This window comes from Mesorhizobium shonense (genome assembly GCF_040545255.1).
Classification (GTDB): Bacteria; Pseudomonadota; Alphaproteobacteria; order Rhizobiales; family Rhizobiaceae; genus Mesorhizobium; species Mesorhizobium shonense.
Genome location: NZ_JBEPLM010000015.1, coordinates 120,251 through 138,645, shown reverse-complemented (window position 1 = coordinate 138,645; position 18,395 = coordinate 120,251). Strand labels below are relative to the sequence as shown.

The following is an 18,395-nucleotide window of genomic DNA, read 5'->3' as shown; positions in this document are numbered from 1 at the left end:
CACGGCCTGTCCGAAAGGACGACCAGGATCCACTCGGTCTCCTTCCCACTTCAACCATACACCAGAACCAACACACAGGATTCTAGGGTCTGCGCGCGTCGCTTCGCTCCTTGCTCCGCCCTAGAATGACGAAGTGAAAGACGCCTCGGCCAACCTTCGAACTAGGTGTCATCAAAGAGGCACCGTCAGCCGCCAGCCGGAAATGTCCTGGACTGCTTTTCCCGGGAACGTTTCGCCCCTTCCCGCATCCAATGGCCGTCAACCCAAAACAAGCCCGAAGCCTCGCGCCGGGCGAAGGAGATGCCATGTTTATCCGATCGACCGCCGCCCTCGCAGCCCTTTTCCTCGCAAGCGCCTCCCCGCTGGCCGAGGCCGCCGAGAAGCCCACCGACCCGCAGATCGCCCATATCGCCTACACGGCCGGCACGCTCGACATCGAAGCGGCCAAGCTGGCGATCAAGAAGTCGAAGACCAAGGAGGTCGTCGACTTCGCCAAGGACATGGAGCGCGACCACGCGGCGGTGAACAAGCAGGCGCTGGACCTGGTGAAGAAGCTGAAAGTCACGCCGGAAGACAACGCCACCAGCCAGGCGCTGACCAAGGCGGCCAAGGAAGAGCGCGCCAAGCTGGCGAAGCTGAAAGGGGCTGCCTTCGACAAGGCCTATATCGAGAACGAGGTGGCCTATCACAAGCAGGTCGATAGCGCGCTCGAAACCCTGCTCATCCCCTCGGCCAGCAATGCGGAGCTTAAGAGCCTGCTGGAGACCGGCCTCAAGATCTTCCAGGGCCATGAGCAGCATGCCGAACATGTCGCCGGCACGCTGAAATGAGAGCGAGCTTTTTGCTGCTCGCGGTCGCGCTGGCGCTTGTCGCCTCGCCGGCGCTCGCCGCCACAATCGAGGTGACGATCGACAAGCTGGTCTTCTCGCCGGTGAGCGTTCAAGCCAAGGTCGGCGACACGATCGAGTGGGTGAACAAGGACGTCTTCGCCCACACCGCCACGGTGAAAGGCGGCTGGGAGGTGATGATCCCGCCGAAATCGAAGGGCAGCATCACGCTCAGCCGAGCGGGAGCGATCGACTATTTCTGCCGCTTCCACCCCAACATGAAGGGCCGCCTGGAGGTTTCGCCCTGATCGGCCGCGCGGTCCAACGCCAGCGAGGCGCGCCGCGCCTCGCCTGGACGAGTGACATGTGTCCATGAGCCGTCATGGACGGGCCGGCGCCGCTCGATCCAGGCGCTGAGTGGACCGCAAGGGATCAGCTTTCGCCTTGTTTGTATATTCACCAGTCGGTATACTTAACGGATGAGCGAAAAGGCCAATCCAACCAGAAAACGCCTCGTCGACGCGGCGGCGAAGCTCTTCTATGCCGAAGGCATCGGCCGCGTCAGCGTCGATGCCGTGGCGGAAAAGGCGGGGCTGACCAAGCGCACACTCTACTACCATTTCAAGAGCAAGGACGAGCTGATCGCAGCCTATCTCGACAGCCGCGACCAGCCGAACCTCAAGCAGATGGCCGGCTGGTTCGAGGCTGCGGGGGGCGGCGCGGACAAGAAGGTCACGGCGATCTTCACCCACCTGGCGCGCGTGGCGCGGCACGTCAAATGGAAGGGCTGCGGCTTCCTGCGCACGGCCGCCGAACTCGCCGCGATGCCTGGACATCCGGCGGTGAAAGCCGGATCGCGCCACAAGAGCAATTTCGAGAAATGGCTGGCTGGCGAGCTTTCAAGCCATGGCGTGCGCGAGCCGAAGATGCTGGCGCGCGAGATCGTGCTTCTGATGGACGGCGCCTTTTCCAGCATGCTGATCCATCACGACCCCGACTACATCACGGCCGCCGGCCACGCCGCCGCGACGCTGGTGCGGGCGCGGATGGGAGCGGCGTAGATCTCGGCTTCGAGCCGGCGAAGCACAGCCGCATCACCCTGGTGTTGTCCCTCGCTGCGCCCGAAGCCGTTGTGGAGGCTTGGTCGGCTCAACGCGAGCGGGTGGTTTCAGGCCGTTGGACCAAAGAGCCGGGGCAAGGATTAGGGCCAGCCTGCCTGACTTGGATGGTGCAATGCAGGAAGCGGATGGCCATTATGAGGAGAGTCTTTATAACGGTCGCCGAGATTTGCCATTAGCTATGGGGAGACGATGCGCTACATACGTCCGCAATCAATGGAAGATGCCGTGGGCCTGCTGGCCGGCGCGGCCGGCCCGGCCGCAATCCTTGCCGGAGGCAGCGACCTGCTGGTGAGAATGAAGGGCGGCTTTGTCGAGCCCGAGCTGATCGTCGACATCAAGGCGATCGCCGGCTTGAGCGACATCACCGAAACGGCCGACGGGTTCAGGATCGGCGCCGCGGTGCCCTGCGCCGTGCTGGGCGAGAACGCTGCCTTGAAGAAGGCATGGCCGGGCGTCGTCGAGGCGGCGAAGCTGATCGGTTCGAAGCAGGTGCAGGGGCGCTGCACCATCGTCGGCAATCTCTGCAACGCCTCGCCCGCCGCCGACAGCGTGCCGGCGCTGGTGGCCGCCGGCGCCAAGGCGGTGGTGGCCGGGCCTTCGGGCAAGCGCACAATCGCGGTTGAAGCTGTGCCGACCGGTCCGGGCAGGACCTCTTTGGCCAAGGGCGAGATCATCGAGGCGATCCTGCTCGACAAGCGCGCGCCGAATGCGGGCGACGCCTATCAGCGCTTCATTCCGCGCACCGAGATGGATATCGCGGTGGTGAGCGCCGGCGTGAACCTGACGATCGATGACAACGGCGTCGTCAAGACGGCCCGCGTGGCGCTCGGCGCCGTGGCGGCGACGGTGCTGCTGGTCGAGGAGGCCGCGGAGGTGCTCATCGGCAGGAAGCCGGACGAGGCCACGCTGGAGCGGCTGGCAAAGATCTGCGCCGGCGCCTGCCGTCCCATCGACGACAAGCGCGGCACCATCGAATTCAGACGGAAAGTCGCGGGCGTGCTGGCCAGACGGGTCGCCACCACCGCTTATGAACGTGCAGGAGGCAAGTGATGGCCGGTGTAGCGGTTTCAACGACAATCAACGGCGATCACGTCGAGTATCTCTGCCAGCCCGACGAGACGCTGCTCGACGTGCTGCGCGACCGGCTGGGCCTGACCGGCGCCAAGGAAGGCTGCGGCACCGGCGACTGCGGCGCCTGCAGCGTCATCCTCGACAACCGGCTGGTGTGCTCGTGCCTGGTGCTGGGCGCGGAAGCGGAGGGACGGCAGGTCGAGACCATCGAAGGCATGGCGCATGGCGACCAGCTGCATCCGCTCCAGCAGAAATTTCTGGAGCACGCGGCCTTGCAATGCGGCATCTGCACGCCGGGCTTCCTGATCGCAGCGAAAGACCTTCTGGCGAAGAACCCCTCCCCGACCGAGGAGGAAATCCGCTTCGGGCTGGCGGGGAACCTGTGCCGCTGCACCGGCTATGACAAGATCGTGCGCGCCGTCCAGGACGCGGCAAACGTGATGAAGGGAGCCTGAGATGAATTTCGATCCGCGCTACTCGGGACGCAATTTCTCTTCCGTCGGCACGCGCCCCATCCGCCCCGACGGCGTCGACAAGGTGACGGGACGCGCCCGCTACGGCGCCGACTTCAACATGGCCGGACAGCTTGTCGGGCGCATCCTGCGCAGCCCGCACGCGCACGCCGTCATCAAGAAGATCGACACCTCGCAGGCGGAAAAGCTCGCCGGCGTGAAGGCGGTGATCACCGCGGCCGACCTGCCAGACCTCACCGACGGCGATGCCGCGATGTACGACATCCTCGACAACTCGATGGCGCGCACCAAGGCGCTCTATGACGGCCATGCGGTGGCGGCGGTCGCGGCGATCGACGCTCGCGTCGCGAGACAAGCGCTGAAGCTGATCGAGGTCGACTACGAGGTGCTGCCGCATGTGACCGACGTCGACGAAGCGATGAACCACCACGCACCGCTGATCAACGACGCCATCTTCACCGAGGGCCTCGAGGAAAAGCCGGTCAAGCCCTCCAACGTCTGCAAGCGCACGCAATACGGCCATGGCGACATCCATCAGGGTTTCGCCGAGGCCGATTTCGTCGTCGAGCGCTCCTTCAAGACCGAGCAGACGCATCAGGGCTATATCGAGCCGCATGCCTGCGTGGCGAGCGTCAATCCGGACGGCACGGCGGACCTGTGGGTGTGCACGCAAGGCCACTTCGTCTACCGCCAGCACTGCGCGCAACTGCTTGGGTTAGAGGCCTCGAAGCTGCGCGTCACCTCCTCCGAGATCGGCGGCGGCTTCGGCGGCAAGACCCATGTCTGGGCCGAGCCGGTGGCGCTGGCGCTGTCGCGCAAGGCCGGCCGTCCGGTGAAGCTGGTGATGACCCGCGACGAGGTCTTTCGCGCGTCAGGCCCGACCAGCGCCACCTCGATCGACGTGAAGATCGGCGCCAGGAAGGACGGCACGATCACCGCGGCGGAAGCGACGCTGCGCTACTCTTGCGGCCCCTATGCCGGCATGTGGGCCGAGATCGGCGCCATGACGGCCTTCGCCTGCTACAAGCTGGAGAACGTCAAGACCGTCGGCTACGAGGTGCTGGTCAACCGGCCGAAGACCGCGGCCTATCGTGCGCCCTCGGCGCCGATGGCGGCCTTCGCGGTGGAAAGTGCGGTCGACGAGCTCGCCAAGGAGATCGGCATCGACCCGGTCGACTTCCGCATCAGGAACGCCGCGCAGGAAGGCACGCGCGCCTCCTACGGCCCGGTCTACGGCCCGATCGGCATCGGCCCGACGCTGGAAGCGGTGAAGAGCCATCCGCACATGAAGGCGCCGCTGGGCACGAACCAGGGGCGCGGCATGGCCTGCGGCTTCTGGTTCAATTTTGGTGGCCAGACCTGCACCGACTTGAACATCGGCATGGACGGCTCGGTGTCTTTGGCCGTCGGTACGGTCGACGTCGGCGGTTCCCGCGCCTCGCTGTCGCTGGTGGCGGCGGAGGAGCTCGGCATCGACTATGCCCAGGTCAAGGCGGTGGTCGCCGACACGTCTTCCCTCGGCTACAACGACATGACCGACGGCAGCCGCGGCACGTTCTCGTCGTCGATGGCCACCATCTCGGCCGCCCGCAACGCCATCAAGGTGCTGCGCGAACGCGCGGCGCAGATGTGGGACATCTCCGTCGACGACGTGGCGTGGGAAAAGGGCCACGCGGTGGCCAAGGGCGAGAAGCACGGCAATCTCGGCAAACTGTCGCTGAAGGAGATCGCGGCCCAGTCCGGCAAGACCGGCGGGCCGATCGCCGGCCACAGCGAGCTCGTCGCCGACGGCGCGGGCGTGTCCTTCGCCACCCATATCTGCGACATCGAGGTCGATCCCGAGACCGGCTCGACCAGGGTGATCCGCTACACGGTGGTGCAGGACGCCGGCAAGGCGGTGCACCCGACCTATGTCGAGGGCCAGTACCAGGGGGGTGCCGCGCAAGGCATCGGCTGGGCACTCAACGAGGAGTATATCTACGGCAAGGACGGGCGGCTGCAGAACCCCGGCTTCCTCGACTACCGCATCCCGGTGTGCTCCGACCTGCCGATGATCGACACGCAGATCCTGGAGATCCCCAACCCGAACCACCCCTATGGCGTGCGCGGCGTCGGCGAGACCTCGATCGTGCCGCCGCTGGCGGCGATCGCCAACGCGGTGTCGAACGCGGTGGGCGTGCGCATGACGCACATCCCGATGTCGCCGCCGCGCATCCTGGCGGCGCTCGAGGCCGAACGGGAAGGCTGATGCCGAAAAGCGCGAAGCGGTTTTTGGCTACGGTCCAATGAGGATCAGGCGCTAATGGTCGAAGTCACGCTCTGGGGCTCGCTGGGTGCTGCCGCAGGAGGCCAGAGCAAGCTCGACATCGAGGCCAAGGACATAAGGGAGCTGTTCCGCAAACTCGCGGAACAGTATCCCGCCTTCGAACCCCTGATCGATCGCGGCATTGCGGTCGCGATCAACGGGACGATTTATCGGGATACGTGGTCGAAGGAATTGCCGGAGGGGGCGGAGATTTTCCTGTTGCCGCGGCTGGCGGGGGGATGATGCTGGACAAGGGGCTCGCCGCCATCGCTAGCCCAAGGTCTCGAACGTCTTCGTAGGGGCCGAGAGGGTCAGTCCGTTTTCGAACAAACATTGACCGAAGCGGACAGTCCACACTGGGATGGCCGCTCGTCCTTCGCCGGAGCGTTCCTGGCGAAGGACGTAACGCAACTACCGAAACCTACAAATACCGGTTTCTGGAAGTTGAGGATGCCCGTCATCGTGCTAGAAGCTTATGCAACTGGCTCGTTGTGCCCGTTGCACCTTGGCCTAAATGACAAACGCCGAGCGGTGCAAACTGCGGACTAGGGAGGGGGTATGGCGAAACTGCCGAAGAAGCCGAGGTCGTGCTTTGTCGATAGGTGACGATGACAGTGAAGACCGTATTCACGCTGACTGGCTGCTCGAAGAGATTATCCAACCTGTGTTCGATGAAGACTTTAGCGAGTACCGCGTCGAGCGGGCAGACCGCATAACAATTCCGGGTCGTATCGATGCTCAAGTCATCTCGGCGCTGCTCGATGCGGACTTAGTGATAGCCGACCTGACCACACTTAATCCTAACGCCTTTTACGAGATTGGGATTCGGCACATGACGCAGAAGCCCGTCATCCACATGCACCTAGAAGGACAGAGGATTCCATTCGACATAGCGTCCTTCCGGTCCATCAAATTCTCGCGCGCCCGACCCCGGGACTTGAAGGCTGCTCGTGCGGCTTTGAAGGACGCGATTGAAGCGGCCGTCCGCCCTGACCATAAAGTCGACAATCCTGTGACGTTTGCGCGGGGTAAGGTGGACTTCGCTGAGGATGCGACACCCCGCGAGCGCGTGCTTCAAGAGCAGATTGATGACCTGCGGTTCCGCGTCAACAGCCTAGTGCACGAGCGCTATGAGCCGGAGGACATCAACTTAGATCGGAAAAATACGTCAGGCATTCCGAATCTGCGGGTACTCGTAAAAACCAAAAAGGAGCACGCTGGCCAAGTCGAGCGAACGGTCGACAAAGCGGTTCGGGGGATTCTACAGGACTATCTGATAGGGGCGCTCGATGACGGGTCGGTAAAAATTGACATGCCCGACGACACCAGAGCGAAAAATTCCCTGAATAAGCTCCTGTCTCGAATTAGGGCCATGCCGTATGTCGAAGGCGTGGAGGTTATCAAAGAATAGAAAAAGCTCCAGAAGAGGCGCGAGTAAGAGTTAGAACAATCGGAAGCGGATTGGCGATGGAAAGAATGTCCGACCGGTCCATGCCGACCTGCGCTATTGTTTTTTCTAATATCCCTCACCAATTCGCAGCCCATGAGCGTTCAATTTTCAGCGACGTCGACGAGTGATCTTTAGATTTCGACGCGTCGCAGGCTGCGACTCGGTGCGTGGCCGAGTAGCGAAAATACTTCATCCGGATCCAAAATCCGAGGCACGCCCGGTCGAATCCAAAGTTCTCCCCCATTATCCCAAATCCATTCGGTGAATGGAGACACGACTGCGTACACAACTTCTTCGGCGGACGAAAAATCGAAATTGCGGCCAGACGGATTGCGGCGAACGAACTCACCCAGTGTTCTCGCTTGGTCGAGTTTTTCGGCCAGTCGCTCGCGTCGAATCTTCATGGTTCGCGGCCGTCCGATTTCGTAGTCCAATGGCCGTTCAATAGACACGCACTCGAATAGGTACAGACATTTGCCAACAAGGACCCCAGCATCCAGCTCTCGTTCGCTTCCGTCGTTGGCGGTCAAGACCCCGGCACTAACGTCAAAGCCACGCCTAGATAGCGCCTCTCGGAACAGTCTTTCAAATACTGTGCCACTCTCGCCAAACTGGTCGGTCATGAAGGCAAAGATCGACCTCAGCAAGGCAGGGACGCTAACCAAGTCGAGCACGCAAAAACCATCCGTGGGAATAACGACGCTGCGGGGCCCGTTGCTCCACGGGGATACTTTTCCCTGGAGACCCTTGTTGAGCGTCATGGAATCGACGACCCTGCGCACTTCAACCGGTTCGAACTCCTTGGAGAAAACGATGGACAGGCGATCCATAAGCATCGCCATTAGGTCGTCAATCGTGCCAAGAAATAGGTGGTAGCCCCTGGTAAGCGTCTGCATGAATGCTCCAAGCTTGTAACGCTCTTTTTCCTTTTCATCATCGCTGTAGAGACTTCTCGAAGGAAGAAAAAGGAAAGAAGATAGAGCAGCCAACACACTGACCATCAACTCGAAATCGTAACCGCGCTTCTTTATGAACTCATCACGCATAAAGTGGTGGTGTCGAAAAAAAGCGCCCGCGCTCAAAAAAAGCGGAAAGAAATTCATAACAGCGTTCTCAGCGAACCGAGCTCCGAATATCTCTAGAGCCTTGGGCGTCTTGGCCCGATAAATGTTATAGATCGGAAAAAACACCGCGTCGGTTAGCGGATCCTCGCTATCACGAGCCGGTCTAAGCGTTTCAGAGTCAATCCAAATGCCAAGTAGAGATGAAAAACTCCCTGATTTGGACGCCCTCCGGTCGATCGACTCGATCAGTTCGGAGAGTTTTCGATTGGGCGTGTAATCCCAATCGCCTTCGCTGCTCACAACGATCCTCGCGCCTTTACCTAGCGACCGAAGAAGTGCAGTCAGTCGCCAGTACTGGTAAGCGGCCCCTTCAATGGCATAGATATCAACGAAGTCCCTCTTGGAAAAATCGCGTATAACCCAAGTCGGATTTTTTCTTGCGAGGCTCGCATATCTCCGAAAAATTGTCTCGCCGCTTCTTCCGTCACCGCCAAGGCTCTTGAGGCCTTTCTTCATCCAACCTCCTAGAATGAGGTTGGCTCCCAACTCGTCAGAACGACCAAACTCTCTGGGTGCGCTCAACAGTCCGTGTTTCTGGATCGCTAGCTCTGCGATTTGCCGCACTAGCCCAAGAGTGATTTCATCCGTCTTACTCTCGTGCTTCGGAGACAGGTACACGCCTATTCGTCGGTAAAGGTGAAGCCAATATGCAACGCTTCTCCGCTGAATTATCGCACGCATTTCTTGATCAATTAGTTCAAGTATTTCTCTGACTATAGGCCACGCCTCTTCGCTTTCCACAACCTTTCCGGGTGTAAATTTCTTTATAAATAGTTCAGAGCGGAATTTCGCAAATTTGTCTATGAGAACAAAATTGATTTCATCGGAAAATATTTTCCCGAGAAGGTTAAAGGCTGCATGATGGTAGGGTAGGTACAGATATTCCGACATAATGTGATGCCAGTTTAATTGTGTAGCGTGTTAGAAATAGGCGTTGACAGGCGCATCAGCTAGCGTTGTATTTTCCCAAAACACGATGACGAGTGGGCCAGTCAAGGCCTTCGGTAAACGCCTTGGCCGGCCGATGCTCGCTGAGGATCCACTTGCAATCGGCGTACTACTCCGCAATGAATTTGACGATACTGGTGTATTTCCTGCGGCGACGAGGAAGCTATTATCAAGTGCCATATCGGCAGTCGATGCCATGTCCGAAATTGTCGCCGCTCGGCCTCGGGCATGGTGAGCAACTGCGCGTTGTAGGCTATCGCCCGATATCGCCGATCACGGGCAGCGACACGACGTACGCAAGCAGCCCATGAAGCCCATCAGGCGCATGGAGAAGTCGCGCATGCGGCCGGTTGGGCCGCCGACATATGGTATCTGGCCGAGCACGACCTCGAACTCGTCCATGACGCCCTGCCGCACGCTGCCATGTCCGAGAGCTTCGCGCCCGCACTGCATCGCTTCGGCAAGGTCGAGCCGCTGGCGCATTGCGGACTCATGGCGCCGCGATGTGCCTCGTAGAACGGACGCATCTCAGGCATGAGCGATGCCCCCTCACGCCCCCAGCGTCGGCTCCGTATTCACCTCCAGCGCACCTTCCGCCTCGTCTTCCTCGCCGAGAACCTCGCCGTTCACTCCCAGCGGCCGCCCTATCCAGATCGGGTCGACCGTGTGGTCGCGCTTGGGGTTGGTGGTGTTGGGATGGATGAGGATGCTCAGGCCGCCGTGATTCAGCATCAGCCACGGCACCAGCGTGGCGAAAATCTCGTTCGCGAACGAGACCTGGTACATGGCCTGCTGATGCGGACCGACCGGCTCGTCGCGCCAGTTGCCCAGGCGCACGCGGAAACGTTCGCCGATGCGAAGACGCAGCCATTCGGCGTGCCGCCGCTCGGCCGGCCCGGCGTAGTAGATATGGGCGTGATAGCTGGCGATCTCCGCGAGTTGCCTTGGACTGACTTCGTTCACCTCGATGCTCCCCTTCGATGATTTTTTGCGCCCGGCGGAACTGTAGCCGAAGCACGGGCGGGTTGTCTTGGTCTAAGCCGGATCGCCGCCCGTCACCCACTTCAGTCCGAGGCAATCGCATAGGGCGCTGCCCCCGCCCGAGACGGAGAGGGGGAGCGCCATATGCGTTTACCCTGCCCGGCCGAGGCGAACGCCACGAGAGGGAGCTTCCTGCTCTAGATCACCGCGACGACCATCCCTGCCGCGTTGAGGCGACAGCCGACTCGCGCCTGCCTGACTTCAATGCCGCCTTGCCTTTCGTAGTCTATGCGCACCTCGATCGGCGCGTTGAGTCCACCTCGACCTTGACGCGGGGAACCTGCGCTGGCCGCGTAGACCCGCACGGCGCCAAGGGGCTTCGCGGCAGCCATGATCGCGGCGCGACAGTCGCGCACCAGGGCAGCCGGTGTGCCGGGTTTCGCTCTCAGGGGCGAGAAAGGCCCTAAGCGGTCGGTGACACGCCGGAGGTCACTGTTGCCAGCTCTGGAAGGTCTGAGCACGGGAGGCAGGGAAATGGATTGTGCTGCGGTCTTGGCCAAAGCGGGGGCTGTCGTGACCGCGGCCGGGCGCCGGGCAGAGGCAGCCGGCCCGTTTTGGGCGGAAGGGTGGTCGCCCACACGGGCGCCCGCTGACACGCCTGCGCCTATGCCGCCCATGTTGCCGCCGGCACCAACGCCGGGTGGTCCGCTGCCGCTGGTCGATGCGCCAACGTTTGCTCCGCCTACACCGTCGGCGCTCGCGCCCGCGCCCACCGACACGCCTTGCGAACCGGCGCTCACTCCAGCGCCGAGCCCGACACCGCCAACCTTGCCGCCTACGCCTACGTCAACAGCCGAGGCGGGCGCGATTGTGATCCCGATCGCCAACGCGGCTGCGACGTATTTCTTCATGGCCACCTGCGGCATAGTTGCGGCTCACTGCTCCTCACCAGCGAGGGTCGGGCTCCGGTGGTCGCGTCGGGAGCAATGCGGAGGGAAGAGCTATGGTCGCCACCAGATCGGGTTGCGGTGGCTTTTGGACCTTGAATCTCCGTTTGTCCGGCGGTTTACGCGCAGATCCGGAGCGCTCCGACATGCTTGCATGCGGACTTGCGCGGACAGGCGCTTTCGCCATGCGCTTCATGCCCAACGTGCGACGCCCGGCATCAGCCTTGACGCTGCCAATTGCCTGCCGCGCTGCACTGAGGCTGCGGGCCAGGCCGATCGATCTTTCACGCTCCTGTTCCAACGCCGCGCTCAACGCTGCCGCGGCCTCTCTTGAAGCGTCGCGTTCCTTGCGCACCCTGTCGAGATCACGCGCGGCGGCATCTGCCCGCTGGCGTTCCAACGCCAGCGCCTCGCCAGATTGCCTCGATGCGGCCTCGGCCGCCTGCCAGTCCTTTACGGCGTTGGCCTGCCCGGCCGCTGCCTGAGCTGCGCCTATCTTCAGAGCGTCGACGGTCTGGCGGGACGCGGCGAGTTGTTGCTCGAGGAGCTCAACCCTGTGCCGCTCCCCATCAAGGGCTCGCTGAACAGCAGCCTCAGAGGCTTCCGTCGCGCGATGCGCGCTAAGCATGGCGGCCTTCTCGTTATCCCAGACAATCGCCTTGGCCTTGAAGCCTTCGATAACGCGCCGCGCCGCCTGCAGATCGAGCGCCAGCGCTTTGGCTTTCTGCCGTTGCTTTTCCAGGTCTTGCGCTTGTTTGGCCACCTTGTCGGCCACTGCATGTGCCTCGGCACTTGCGTCGCGCGCGTTGCGCTGCATTACGTCCAGCGCTTCTCGTGCTGCCGCCAATTCACGGCGCAAGGCCTGCTCATGCTCGCCAGGCACCGTTCGCGCAGCTTCCTTGAGCGGCTCTGGTGTGTTGAGTGCCTCCGGCGTCTTGAGTGCGTGTGGCGTCGTGGGCGCCAGTTCCGCGGATTTGCGGGACTCGAGCCCGCCCGGTGGTGCCGTGACGGGTTCCTTCTCCAAGCCTGCAAGTGACGGGCTGCCGTTCGCCGCGGCAACCGCTGACGGTTCGGGCGGTGCCTGGTCGCCTGCGGATTCCACGGAATTTGTCGTTTCCATGGCTGGCTCAAGGATGCGCTGGACGGTCGTCTCCGGCCGTTCGGGCAGGCCACTCCTGGCTTGCAGGCGATCGGTAATCAGCTTTGCCAACTCGTCCGTACGCAGGCCTGCGGCGCCAATGCTCCCGATATTTGGAAGCTCAACTTTGCCGGTCGAGTCGATGCTGAAGTTTCGGTTGAGTTGCAGCCCTTCCAAAACGCCGCCGCGCAGCGCAGTCCAGTGCCAAACGTGCAGTTCGATATGATCTCCCGGGCTTAGTCTGTCCTCAACCGACTGGCTCCTCGCCGGAAGTCCCAGCAGCAGCACGAGGCATAGCGAAATGAGGCATAGCGCGGGGCTGCTGCCGCGCATTCCAAGAAGTAAACTCGAAACCCGTCGTCCAACAAAGGTGCAGTCACTATGGAAGCATGCTGATTGGGTATCCTGCACATGGTTCATCTCTGAACCCCACCGGCTGTGCGACCCCTCACCGCTGTTAGTTCTGCGTGAACCCATACTGCGCGGCTGGATGCCGCACCAAACAACGATGATAAAAAAGCACGCTCGGCAACGCCAAGCGCCGCAAAAGGCTTAGGGACCGCCCCCTTCTAACGTAGTAGTTATCGATCCATCGTGGACGGCTACGGCATGTACTGAGTTCACCCGCTCCCGCTTCACGCCCTCCCGCCCCGCGTCCCACTCCCCCACAGCGCCCGCCGGATCAGGCTGCGCTTGCGCCGGCGCGGCACAAGCTCGACGTCGCTAACCAGCTTCGCTCCGCCCTCGCGGCGCTCCAGGGTGATCTTTGCAGCTGTGAAGGTTTCCAGCTCGGCGGTACGCCGCGCTGATGATGAATCGTGACCAAAGGGCCGCCAGGCATGCCCTAATCCCACGCGATCCCGCCTAGGCTCGGCAGGCCGCTTGCGAGCTGGTGATAGAGCGCGATGATGAGCTCGTGCTGTTTCCAGATCATCAGCGCGCCGCTCACGGCCATCAGCGCCACGACGGCGGTGCGGAATTGGCGTCCGCTCATCCGCTCGAGCCACGGCTTCGCCGCAAGCGTCGAGAGCGCCGCGCCAAACCCGGTCGCCAGGCCGAAGGCAAGAGTTTTCCCGCTGAACACTCCAAGACCGGTGAACACCGCGATCTTGACGACATCGGTGACGAAGGAGCCCACCGACTTCGTCGCCACCAGCGTCTCCTTGCTGGAACCATAGTTCAGGTAAAGCGAGTTCAGCACCGGGCCCACCGTGCCCATCAGCGCCGAAAGCAGGGACACGATGAGCCCGGCGGGCAGGAACCACCAGCGCCGTGCCCGATAGCTGCGCTCGCGCGCGCCGCCGCGGAACTCCCAGACCGCGCCTATCAGATAGAGCCCGATGAATATCTGCAGCCACTCGGCGCGCGCGCTGGCGAACAGCCAGGCGCCGGCGGCCGCGCCGACGATGGCTCCGGGCAAATACCAGCGCACGATGCTCCAATCGACGTCGCGGCGAAACGCCAGGATTCGCGCCGGATTTGCCATCAGCTCGGTGAGCGTGATCACCGGAGCAACGGCGGCGCTGCCGGTCAGGAACGTGACCGCCGGGATCAGCAGCAGGCCGGCGCCGCCCGCCGACAGCGTGTTGAGGGTCCAGGCCAGAAAGCCCGCGCCGCAGAGCAGTCCAAGTTGCAGCCAGTCCATCGGCCAGAAAACGCGCCCCGCGCCCTGCCGTTCCGGTCGATGAGTGCGCGTGGCAACTGATGTCCGGAAGGCGCCGGCTGGGCTATGAGCCGCGCTTGCCGCCTCGTTCCGCCTCACGCCGCCTTTGGACCCCGGAGCCCCACAAAGCGCGCGTGATGAGATTCCGCTTCCGCTTTCGCGGGATCAGCTCGACATCGCTGACCAGCTTCGCGCCGCCCTCGCGGCGCTCCAGCGTGATCTTGCGGCTGTGAAAAGCTTCGAGCTCTGCCCGGTGGGCCACGCTGATGATGGTAACCTTGGGCAGTTGGCGGATCACCGTCTGCATCATCTTGTCCTGGCTCTTCTCGTCGAGCGCCGAGGTCGCTTCGTCGAGCACGACGATGTCCGGCTCATGCAGCAGGAGACGCGCGAAGGCGAGGCGCTGCTTTTCGCCGCCGGAGAGCGTCTGGTCCCAGGGCGCGTCTTCCTCGAGCCTGTCCTTGAGATAGCCGAGCCCCACCTTGTCGAGGGCGGCGCTGATCTTCTTGACCGTCCACTTGTCGGCGGCGGCGGGATAGGCGACCGCGCGGCGCAGCGTGCCGGTGGGGATGTAGGAACGTTGCGGCAGCATGAACAGCCGCCTGTCGGCGTGGAAATCGACGCTGCCGCCGCCCCACGGCCACAGGCCGGCGATGGCCCGCACCAGCGTCGACTTGCCGGTGCCGGATTCGCCGGCCACCAGCACCCGCTCGCCCGGCTCGATCTCGACCTCGGTCTCCTTGACCACGCCGGTGCCGTCGTTGAGCGTCACGGAGAGATCGTCGAGGGAGAGCATCGCGCCGTCTTCAGTCTTGCCGTGCCGGATGCGCCCGAAAGCCTCGCTGCGCTCGGCGCGCTCCAGCCCGTCGAGCGACATCATCAGCGAGGCAATGCGGCGGGCCGAGGCGTTCCAGTCGGCAAGGCGCGGATAATTGTCGACCAGCCAACCGAACGCGCTCTGCACGATGGCGAAAGCCGAGGCCGCCTGCATCACCGCGCCAAGCGACATCGAGCCTTCGAGGAATTTCGGCGCGCACAGCAGGATCGGCACGACCGGCGCGAACAGGCTCGACACCTGCGACACCAGCGCCGTGCGCATGTGCTGTCCGGTCAGCAGCGCCCATTGCCTCAGCACATGGCCGAAGGTGTTGTCGATGCCGCTGCGCTCCTCGTCCTCGCCGCCGAGCAGGGCGATGCTCTCGCCGTTTTCGCGCACCCGCGTCAGCACGTAGCGGAATTCGGCTTCCGTCTGGTTCTTCTGCTCGGAGAGCTGCACGAAATGGCGGCCGATGACCACCATCGAGGTCGAGGTGATGGCAGCATAGATCACCGCGGTGACGACGAGGAAGCCGGGGATGGTGATGCTCGCGCCGTCGAGCGGCAGGGTGAGCGCGCCGCCGATCGTCCACAGCACCACGATGAAGGTCGAAGCGGCCAGGAACGCGTGGAGGACGCCGGAGATGAAATCGACGGGCGACTCGGTGGCGATGCGCAGATCCTCCGAGATGCGCGCCTCGGGGTTGGTGTGGTCGCCGGCAACGAGGTTCAGCTGATAGTAGCGGCCGCTGGCCAGCCAGCGCGCGATGACCGCGGTGCTCATCCAGGAGCGCCAGCGGCGCTGGATCGTCATGCGCAGATAAACCTGCGCAACGACAAGGCTGATGCTGCCGGCCACCAGCGGCAGGAAGACGGCGCTCAGCATATAGACGGTGTGGACATCGCGCTGCTCGATGGCGTCGAAAAACTTGCGGTTCCAGACATTGATGCCATATTGGAACCCGACATTGACGCAGATCAGCACCAACAGCCCGAAGGTGAACGGCAAGGCGAGCTTGTCGCCGCGCCGGCCCCAGTAACCGCGCCCGCTGATCCAGAAACGCCGCAAAAGGTATTTCTTGCGCGCCTGCTCGGCCTCTTCAGGCGTCAGCTTCGGACCGGGTTCGACTGACTCCGGCGGCGGCGGGGCCGGTTCGCCGACGGCCTCGGGTGTGGGTTCGGCGGCCTTTTCTCCGGCGGATTTCTCTTCGCGTGACTTCTCTTCGTGTGATTTCTGGGGGCGCGGCTTCTCTTCTTCGCGCTTCTCGGAACGCGACTTTTCCAGGCGCGGCTTCTTTTGGCGCGCCTTCGCGGCACCGTTTGGTTTGCCGCCGATCGGTTTCGGTTTGCGTTCAGCCTGAGACATCAGGCGGACAACGGCTTAAAAATCAGAAGGTTTCATGTCTATGCCTGCGACAGGGCAAAGGCATGGCGCGTGTTCGGGAGGGCAGTCGCATACGGCAGCGCCAGCCCCCCTCCGTCTCGGCTTCGCCGAGCCACCTCTCCCCCCCCACGTTTGTGGGGGGAGAGGAACCCAAGCTTTCCAAAGTTGCGGCCTTAGCGGTTGGCGTTTCCTCTCCCCCATGCATGCATGGGGGAGAGGTGGCTCGACGAAGTCGAGACGGAGTGGGGGAGCGCCCTATGCGATTTGGGCTTCTCCATCCGAACTCACGTCATCCGCTGAAGCCCCGGCGCGCGGCGGCCATGCCTTCCCACATCAGCTTCAGGCCGAGCGCGCCGACGACGGCGCCGGCGGCGCGGTCGATCCAGTGCTTGGTGCTGAGATAGGCCGAGCGCGGGCGGCTGGCGGAAAAGGCGAAGGCGACGACGGCGTACCAGACGAATTCGTTCAGGAAGAGCAGCGGCGGCAGGACCAGCAGCATCCAGAGCGGCGGCGAGGCCGGCAGCATGGCCGCGAACATCGAGGCGTAGAAGATCGCGGTCTTCGGGTTGGCGAGCTGCACCAGAAGCGACCGGCGCAGTGCCCGCCAGAACGAGCCGGCGCGCGCCGACTTATCGCCGGCGATCTCGATCGGCTCATGAGCGCCGCGCCAGATCTTTATGCCGATCCATAAAAGATAGGCGCCGCCGGCGATGCGCAGGAAAATGTCGAGCCAGGCGACCTGGACGAGCAGCGCCGTCAGGCCGGCGACCGCGATGGTGGCAAAGATGAAGCCGCCTATGCCCATGCCGATCGCCGCCGCCAGGCCGTCGGTGCGCTCGCCCGCGACCGCGATGCGCGAGACGACGACGAAGCTCGGCCCGGGGCTCATCGCGCCGAGCAGGAAAACGCCAAGGATGGACAGTATGGTTGCGAACTCGGTCAAGGTTTCCTCCTCGGTCGGGTGCAAGTTCCAGCGCAACACAATGCACGCACAAGGCCGCTTGTCACCAGCCTGGCGGGCGATCCGTTGGGCCAGAAGAGCACTGTTCCTTCCAATTCCTGCCAGATACGGGTCCGCTGCCCCCAAAAACAAAAACAAGGCCCCGTCGCCGGGGCCTTGTCGCAACATCTTCGATTGTGGCCCTGCCTACTTGCCGGCCAGCTGCTTGGCGTTTTCCGGCGTGATCGCGGTGGTGTCCACCGTCACCGTCGGCTCGACGGAAGTCGCGCAGTCGAGGAGGATCTTCTTCGACATCTCGATCGCTTCCTTGGCGCCGGTCGGATAGGTGAAGGTCGCAGCCCAATCGCCCTTGGCCACCGCCTCGATGCCGCCGGCCGGACCCGGCAGGCCGTCGGTGCCGATGATCTTGACGTCCTTGCCGGCGCCCTTGGCGGCCAGCAGCGCGCCCGCCGCCATCATGTCGTTCGAGGCATAGAGCACCTTGATGTCGGGATGCGCCTGCAGCATGGCGGAAAAGGCGGTCTGGGCTTTATCCGGAACCCAGTCGGCGGCCTGCTCGGCGACGATCTGGATCTTCGGGTTTCCCTTCACGCCCTCCTTGAAGCCGTTGAGACGCTCCACCGCCGGCGTCGAGCTCGGCAGGCCTTCCAGCACCGCCGCCTCGCCGCCATCGGGCAGCAGCTTCGATGCCGTGTACTTGCCGGCTTCCTCGGCGATCTTGAAATTGTCGCCGCCGATGAAGGCCGAGTAGTCCTTGCCGGGGTCGCCCACCGTCTTGCGGTCGAGCTCGATCACCGGAATGCCGGCATCCATGGCGCGCTTCACGGCGGGCGTCAGCGGGGCCGCCTCGAAGGGCGAGATCAATAGGATATCGACCTTCTGGGTGATGAAGTTGTCGACCTGCGAGGTCTGCGTGTTGACGTTGCCGGCGCCGTCGGCGATCTGCAGCGTGAAGCCCGGCACTTCCTTGGCCGCCGCCGTCAGCTCGTCATTGACGTGCTGACGATAGGGCTCGGCGTTGTTGGCCTGCGAAAAACCGATGATGAACTGGCCGTCCTTGGCGCAGGCCTTCACCATCGGATCGGCGGCCTGGGCGGTCCCTGCGATGCACAGGCCGGCGCCTGCCAACAGCGCGGCCCGAAGCGCGCGGCTAAGTCCTCTCTCTGTCATTCTCATACTCAGTCTC

General features: G+C 63.1%; 16 protein-coding genes. 8 read left to right on the top strand and 8 right to left on the bottom strand.

The window, feature by feature from the left end; all coding sequences use genetic code 11:
- The first annotated feature begins 305 nt into the window (after positions 1 to 305).
- From ABID26_RS29475 to ABID26_RS29440, 8 genes are all read left to right on the top strand, one after another.
- Positions 306 to 830: a DUF4142 domain-containing protein gene (locus tag ABID26_RS29475; protein WP_292304141.1), complete on the top strand. Its 525-nt coding sequence runs from the start codon at positions 306 to 308 to the stop codon at positions 828 to 830.
- Positions 827 to 1,135 (top strand): cupredoxin domain-containing protein, encoded by a 309-nt coding sequence (locus tag ABID26_RS29470; protein WP_292304139.1) that lies wholly within the window; start codon positions 827 to 829, stop codon positions 1,133 to 1,135. Before ABID26_RS29475 ends, ABID26_RS29470 begins: the two co-directional genes overlap by 4 nt.
- A 171-nt stretch (positions 1,136 to 1,306) precedes the next feature.
- Positions 1,307 to 1,888: a TetR/AcrR family transcriptional regulator gene (locus ABID26_RS29465; protein ID WP_292304137.1), complete on the top strand. Its 582-nt coding sequence runs from the start codon at positions 1,307 to 1,309 to the stop codon at positions 1,886 to 1,888.
- Positions 1,889 to 2,137: 249 nt separating this feature from the next.
- The gene (locus tag ABID26_RS29460; protein ID WP_292304134.1) at positions 2,138 to 2,998 is read left to right on the top strand and encodes an FAD binding domain-containing protein; all 861 of its coding nucleotides are present in this window, start codon (positions 2,138 to 2,140) and stop codon (positions 2,996 to 2,998) included.
- The gene (locus ABID26_RS29455) at positions 2,998 to 3,474 is read left to right on the top strand and encodes a (2Fe-2S)-binding protein (RefSeq protein ID WP_292304133.1); all 477 of its coding nucleotides are present in this window, start codon (positions 2,998 to 3,000) and stop codon (positions 3,472 to 3,474) included. The genes ABID26_RS29460 and ABID26_RS29455 overlap by 1 nt, the downstream gene beginning before the upstream one ends.
- Before the next feature lies 1 nt (position 3,475).
- Positions 3,476 to 5,740: a xanthine dehydrogenase family protein molybdopterin-binding subunit gene (locus ABID26_RS29450; RefSeq protein ID WP_354417292.1), complete on the top strand. Its 2,265-nt coding sequence runs from the start codon at positions 3,476 to 3,478 to the stop codon at positions 5,738 to 5,740.
- Positions 5,741 to 5,794: 54 nt separating this feature from the next.
- Positions 5,795 to 6,040: a MoaD/ThiS family protein gene (locus ABID26_RS29445; RefSeq protein WP_354417290.1), complete on the top strand. Its 246-nt coding sequence runs from the start codon at positions 5,795 to 5,797 to the stop codon at positions 6,038 to 6,040.
- A gap of 349 nt (positions 6,041 to 6,389) precedes the next feature.
- Positions 6,390 to 7,208 carry a hypothetical protein gene (locus ABID26_RS29440; protein ID WP_354417289.1) on the top strand — a complete coding sequence of 273 codons (819 nt, stop codon included), beginning with the start codon at positions 6,390 to 6,392 and terminating at the stop codon, positions 7,206 to 7,208.
- A gap of 170 nt (positions 7,209 to 7,378) precedes the next feature.
- Here ABID26_RS29440 and ABID26_RS29435 read toward each other — a convergent pair whose 3' ends face one another.
- From ABID26_RS29435 to ABID26_RS29400, 8 genes are all read right to left on the bottom strand, one after another.
- Positions 7,379 to 9,262, bottom strand: a complete 1,884-nt coding sequence (locus ABID26_RS29435; protein WP_354417287.1) for a hypothetical protein — start codon at positions 9,260 to 9,262, stop codon at positions 7,379 to 7,381.
- A 330-nt stretch (positions 9,263 to 9,592) separates the two neighbouring features.
- Positions 9,593 to 9,802 (bottom strand): hypothetical protein, encoded by a 210-nt coding sequence (locus tag ABID26_RS29430; RefSeq protein WP_354417285.1) that lies wholly within the window; start codon positions 9,800 to 9,802, stop codon positions 9,593 to 9,595.
- Positions 9,803 to 9,868: 66 nt separating this feature from the next.
- On the bottom strand, positions 9,869 to 10,282 hold the full coding sequence (locus ABID26_RS29425; RefSeq protein WP_354417283.1) for a DOPA 4,5-dioxygenase family protein: 414 nt from the start codon (positions 10,280 to 10,282) through the stop codon (positions 9,869 to 9,871).
- A 963-nt stretch (positions 10,283 to 11,245) separates the two neighbouring features.
- On the bottom strand, positions 11,246 to 12,805 hold the full coding sequence (locus ABID26_RS29420; protein WP_354417281.1) for a polysaccharide biosynthesis/export family protein: 1,560 nt from the start codon (positions 12,803 to 12,805) through the stop codon (positions 11,246 to 11,248).
- Positions 12,806 to 13,229: 424 nt separating this feature from the next.
- Positions 13,230 to 14,030: a sulfite exporter TauE/SafE family protein gene (locus ABID26_RS29415; RefSeq protein ID WP_354417279.1), complete on the bottom strand. Its 801-nt coding sequence runs from the start codon at positions 14,028 to 14,030 to the stop codon at positions 13,230 to 13,232.
- A gap of 82 nt (positions 14,031 to 14,112) precedes the next feature.
- The gene (locus tag ABID26_RS29410) at positions 14,113 to 16,230 is read right to left on the bottom strand and encodes an ABC transporter ATP-binding protein/permease (RefSeq protein ID WP_354417277.1); all 2,118 of its coding nucleotides are present in this window, start codon (positions 16,228 to 16,230) and stop codon (positions 14,113 to 14,115) included.
- A gap of 307 nt (positions 16,231 to 16,537) precedes the next feature.
- The gene (locus ABID26_RS29405) at positions 16,538 to 17,191 is read right to left on the bottom strand and encodes a LysE family translocator (RefSeq protein ID WP_435528620.1); all 654 of its coding nucleotides are present in this window, start codon (positions 17,189 to 17,191) and stop codon (positions 16,538 to 16,540) included.
- 204 nt (positions 17,192 to 17,395) lie between these two features.
- Entirely contained in the window at positions 17,396 to 18,385 is a 990-nt protein-coding gene (locus ABID26_RS29400) for a substrate-binding domain-containing protein (protein ID WP_292345404.1), read from the bottom strand.
- Positions 18,386 to 18,395 lie beyond the last annotated feature (10 nt).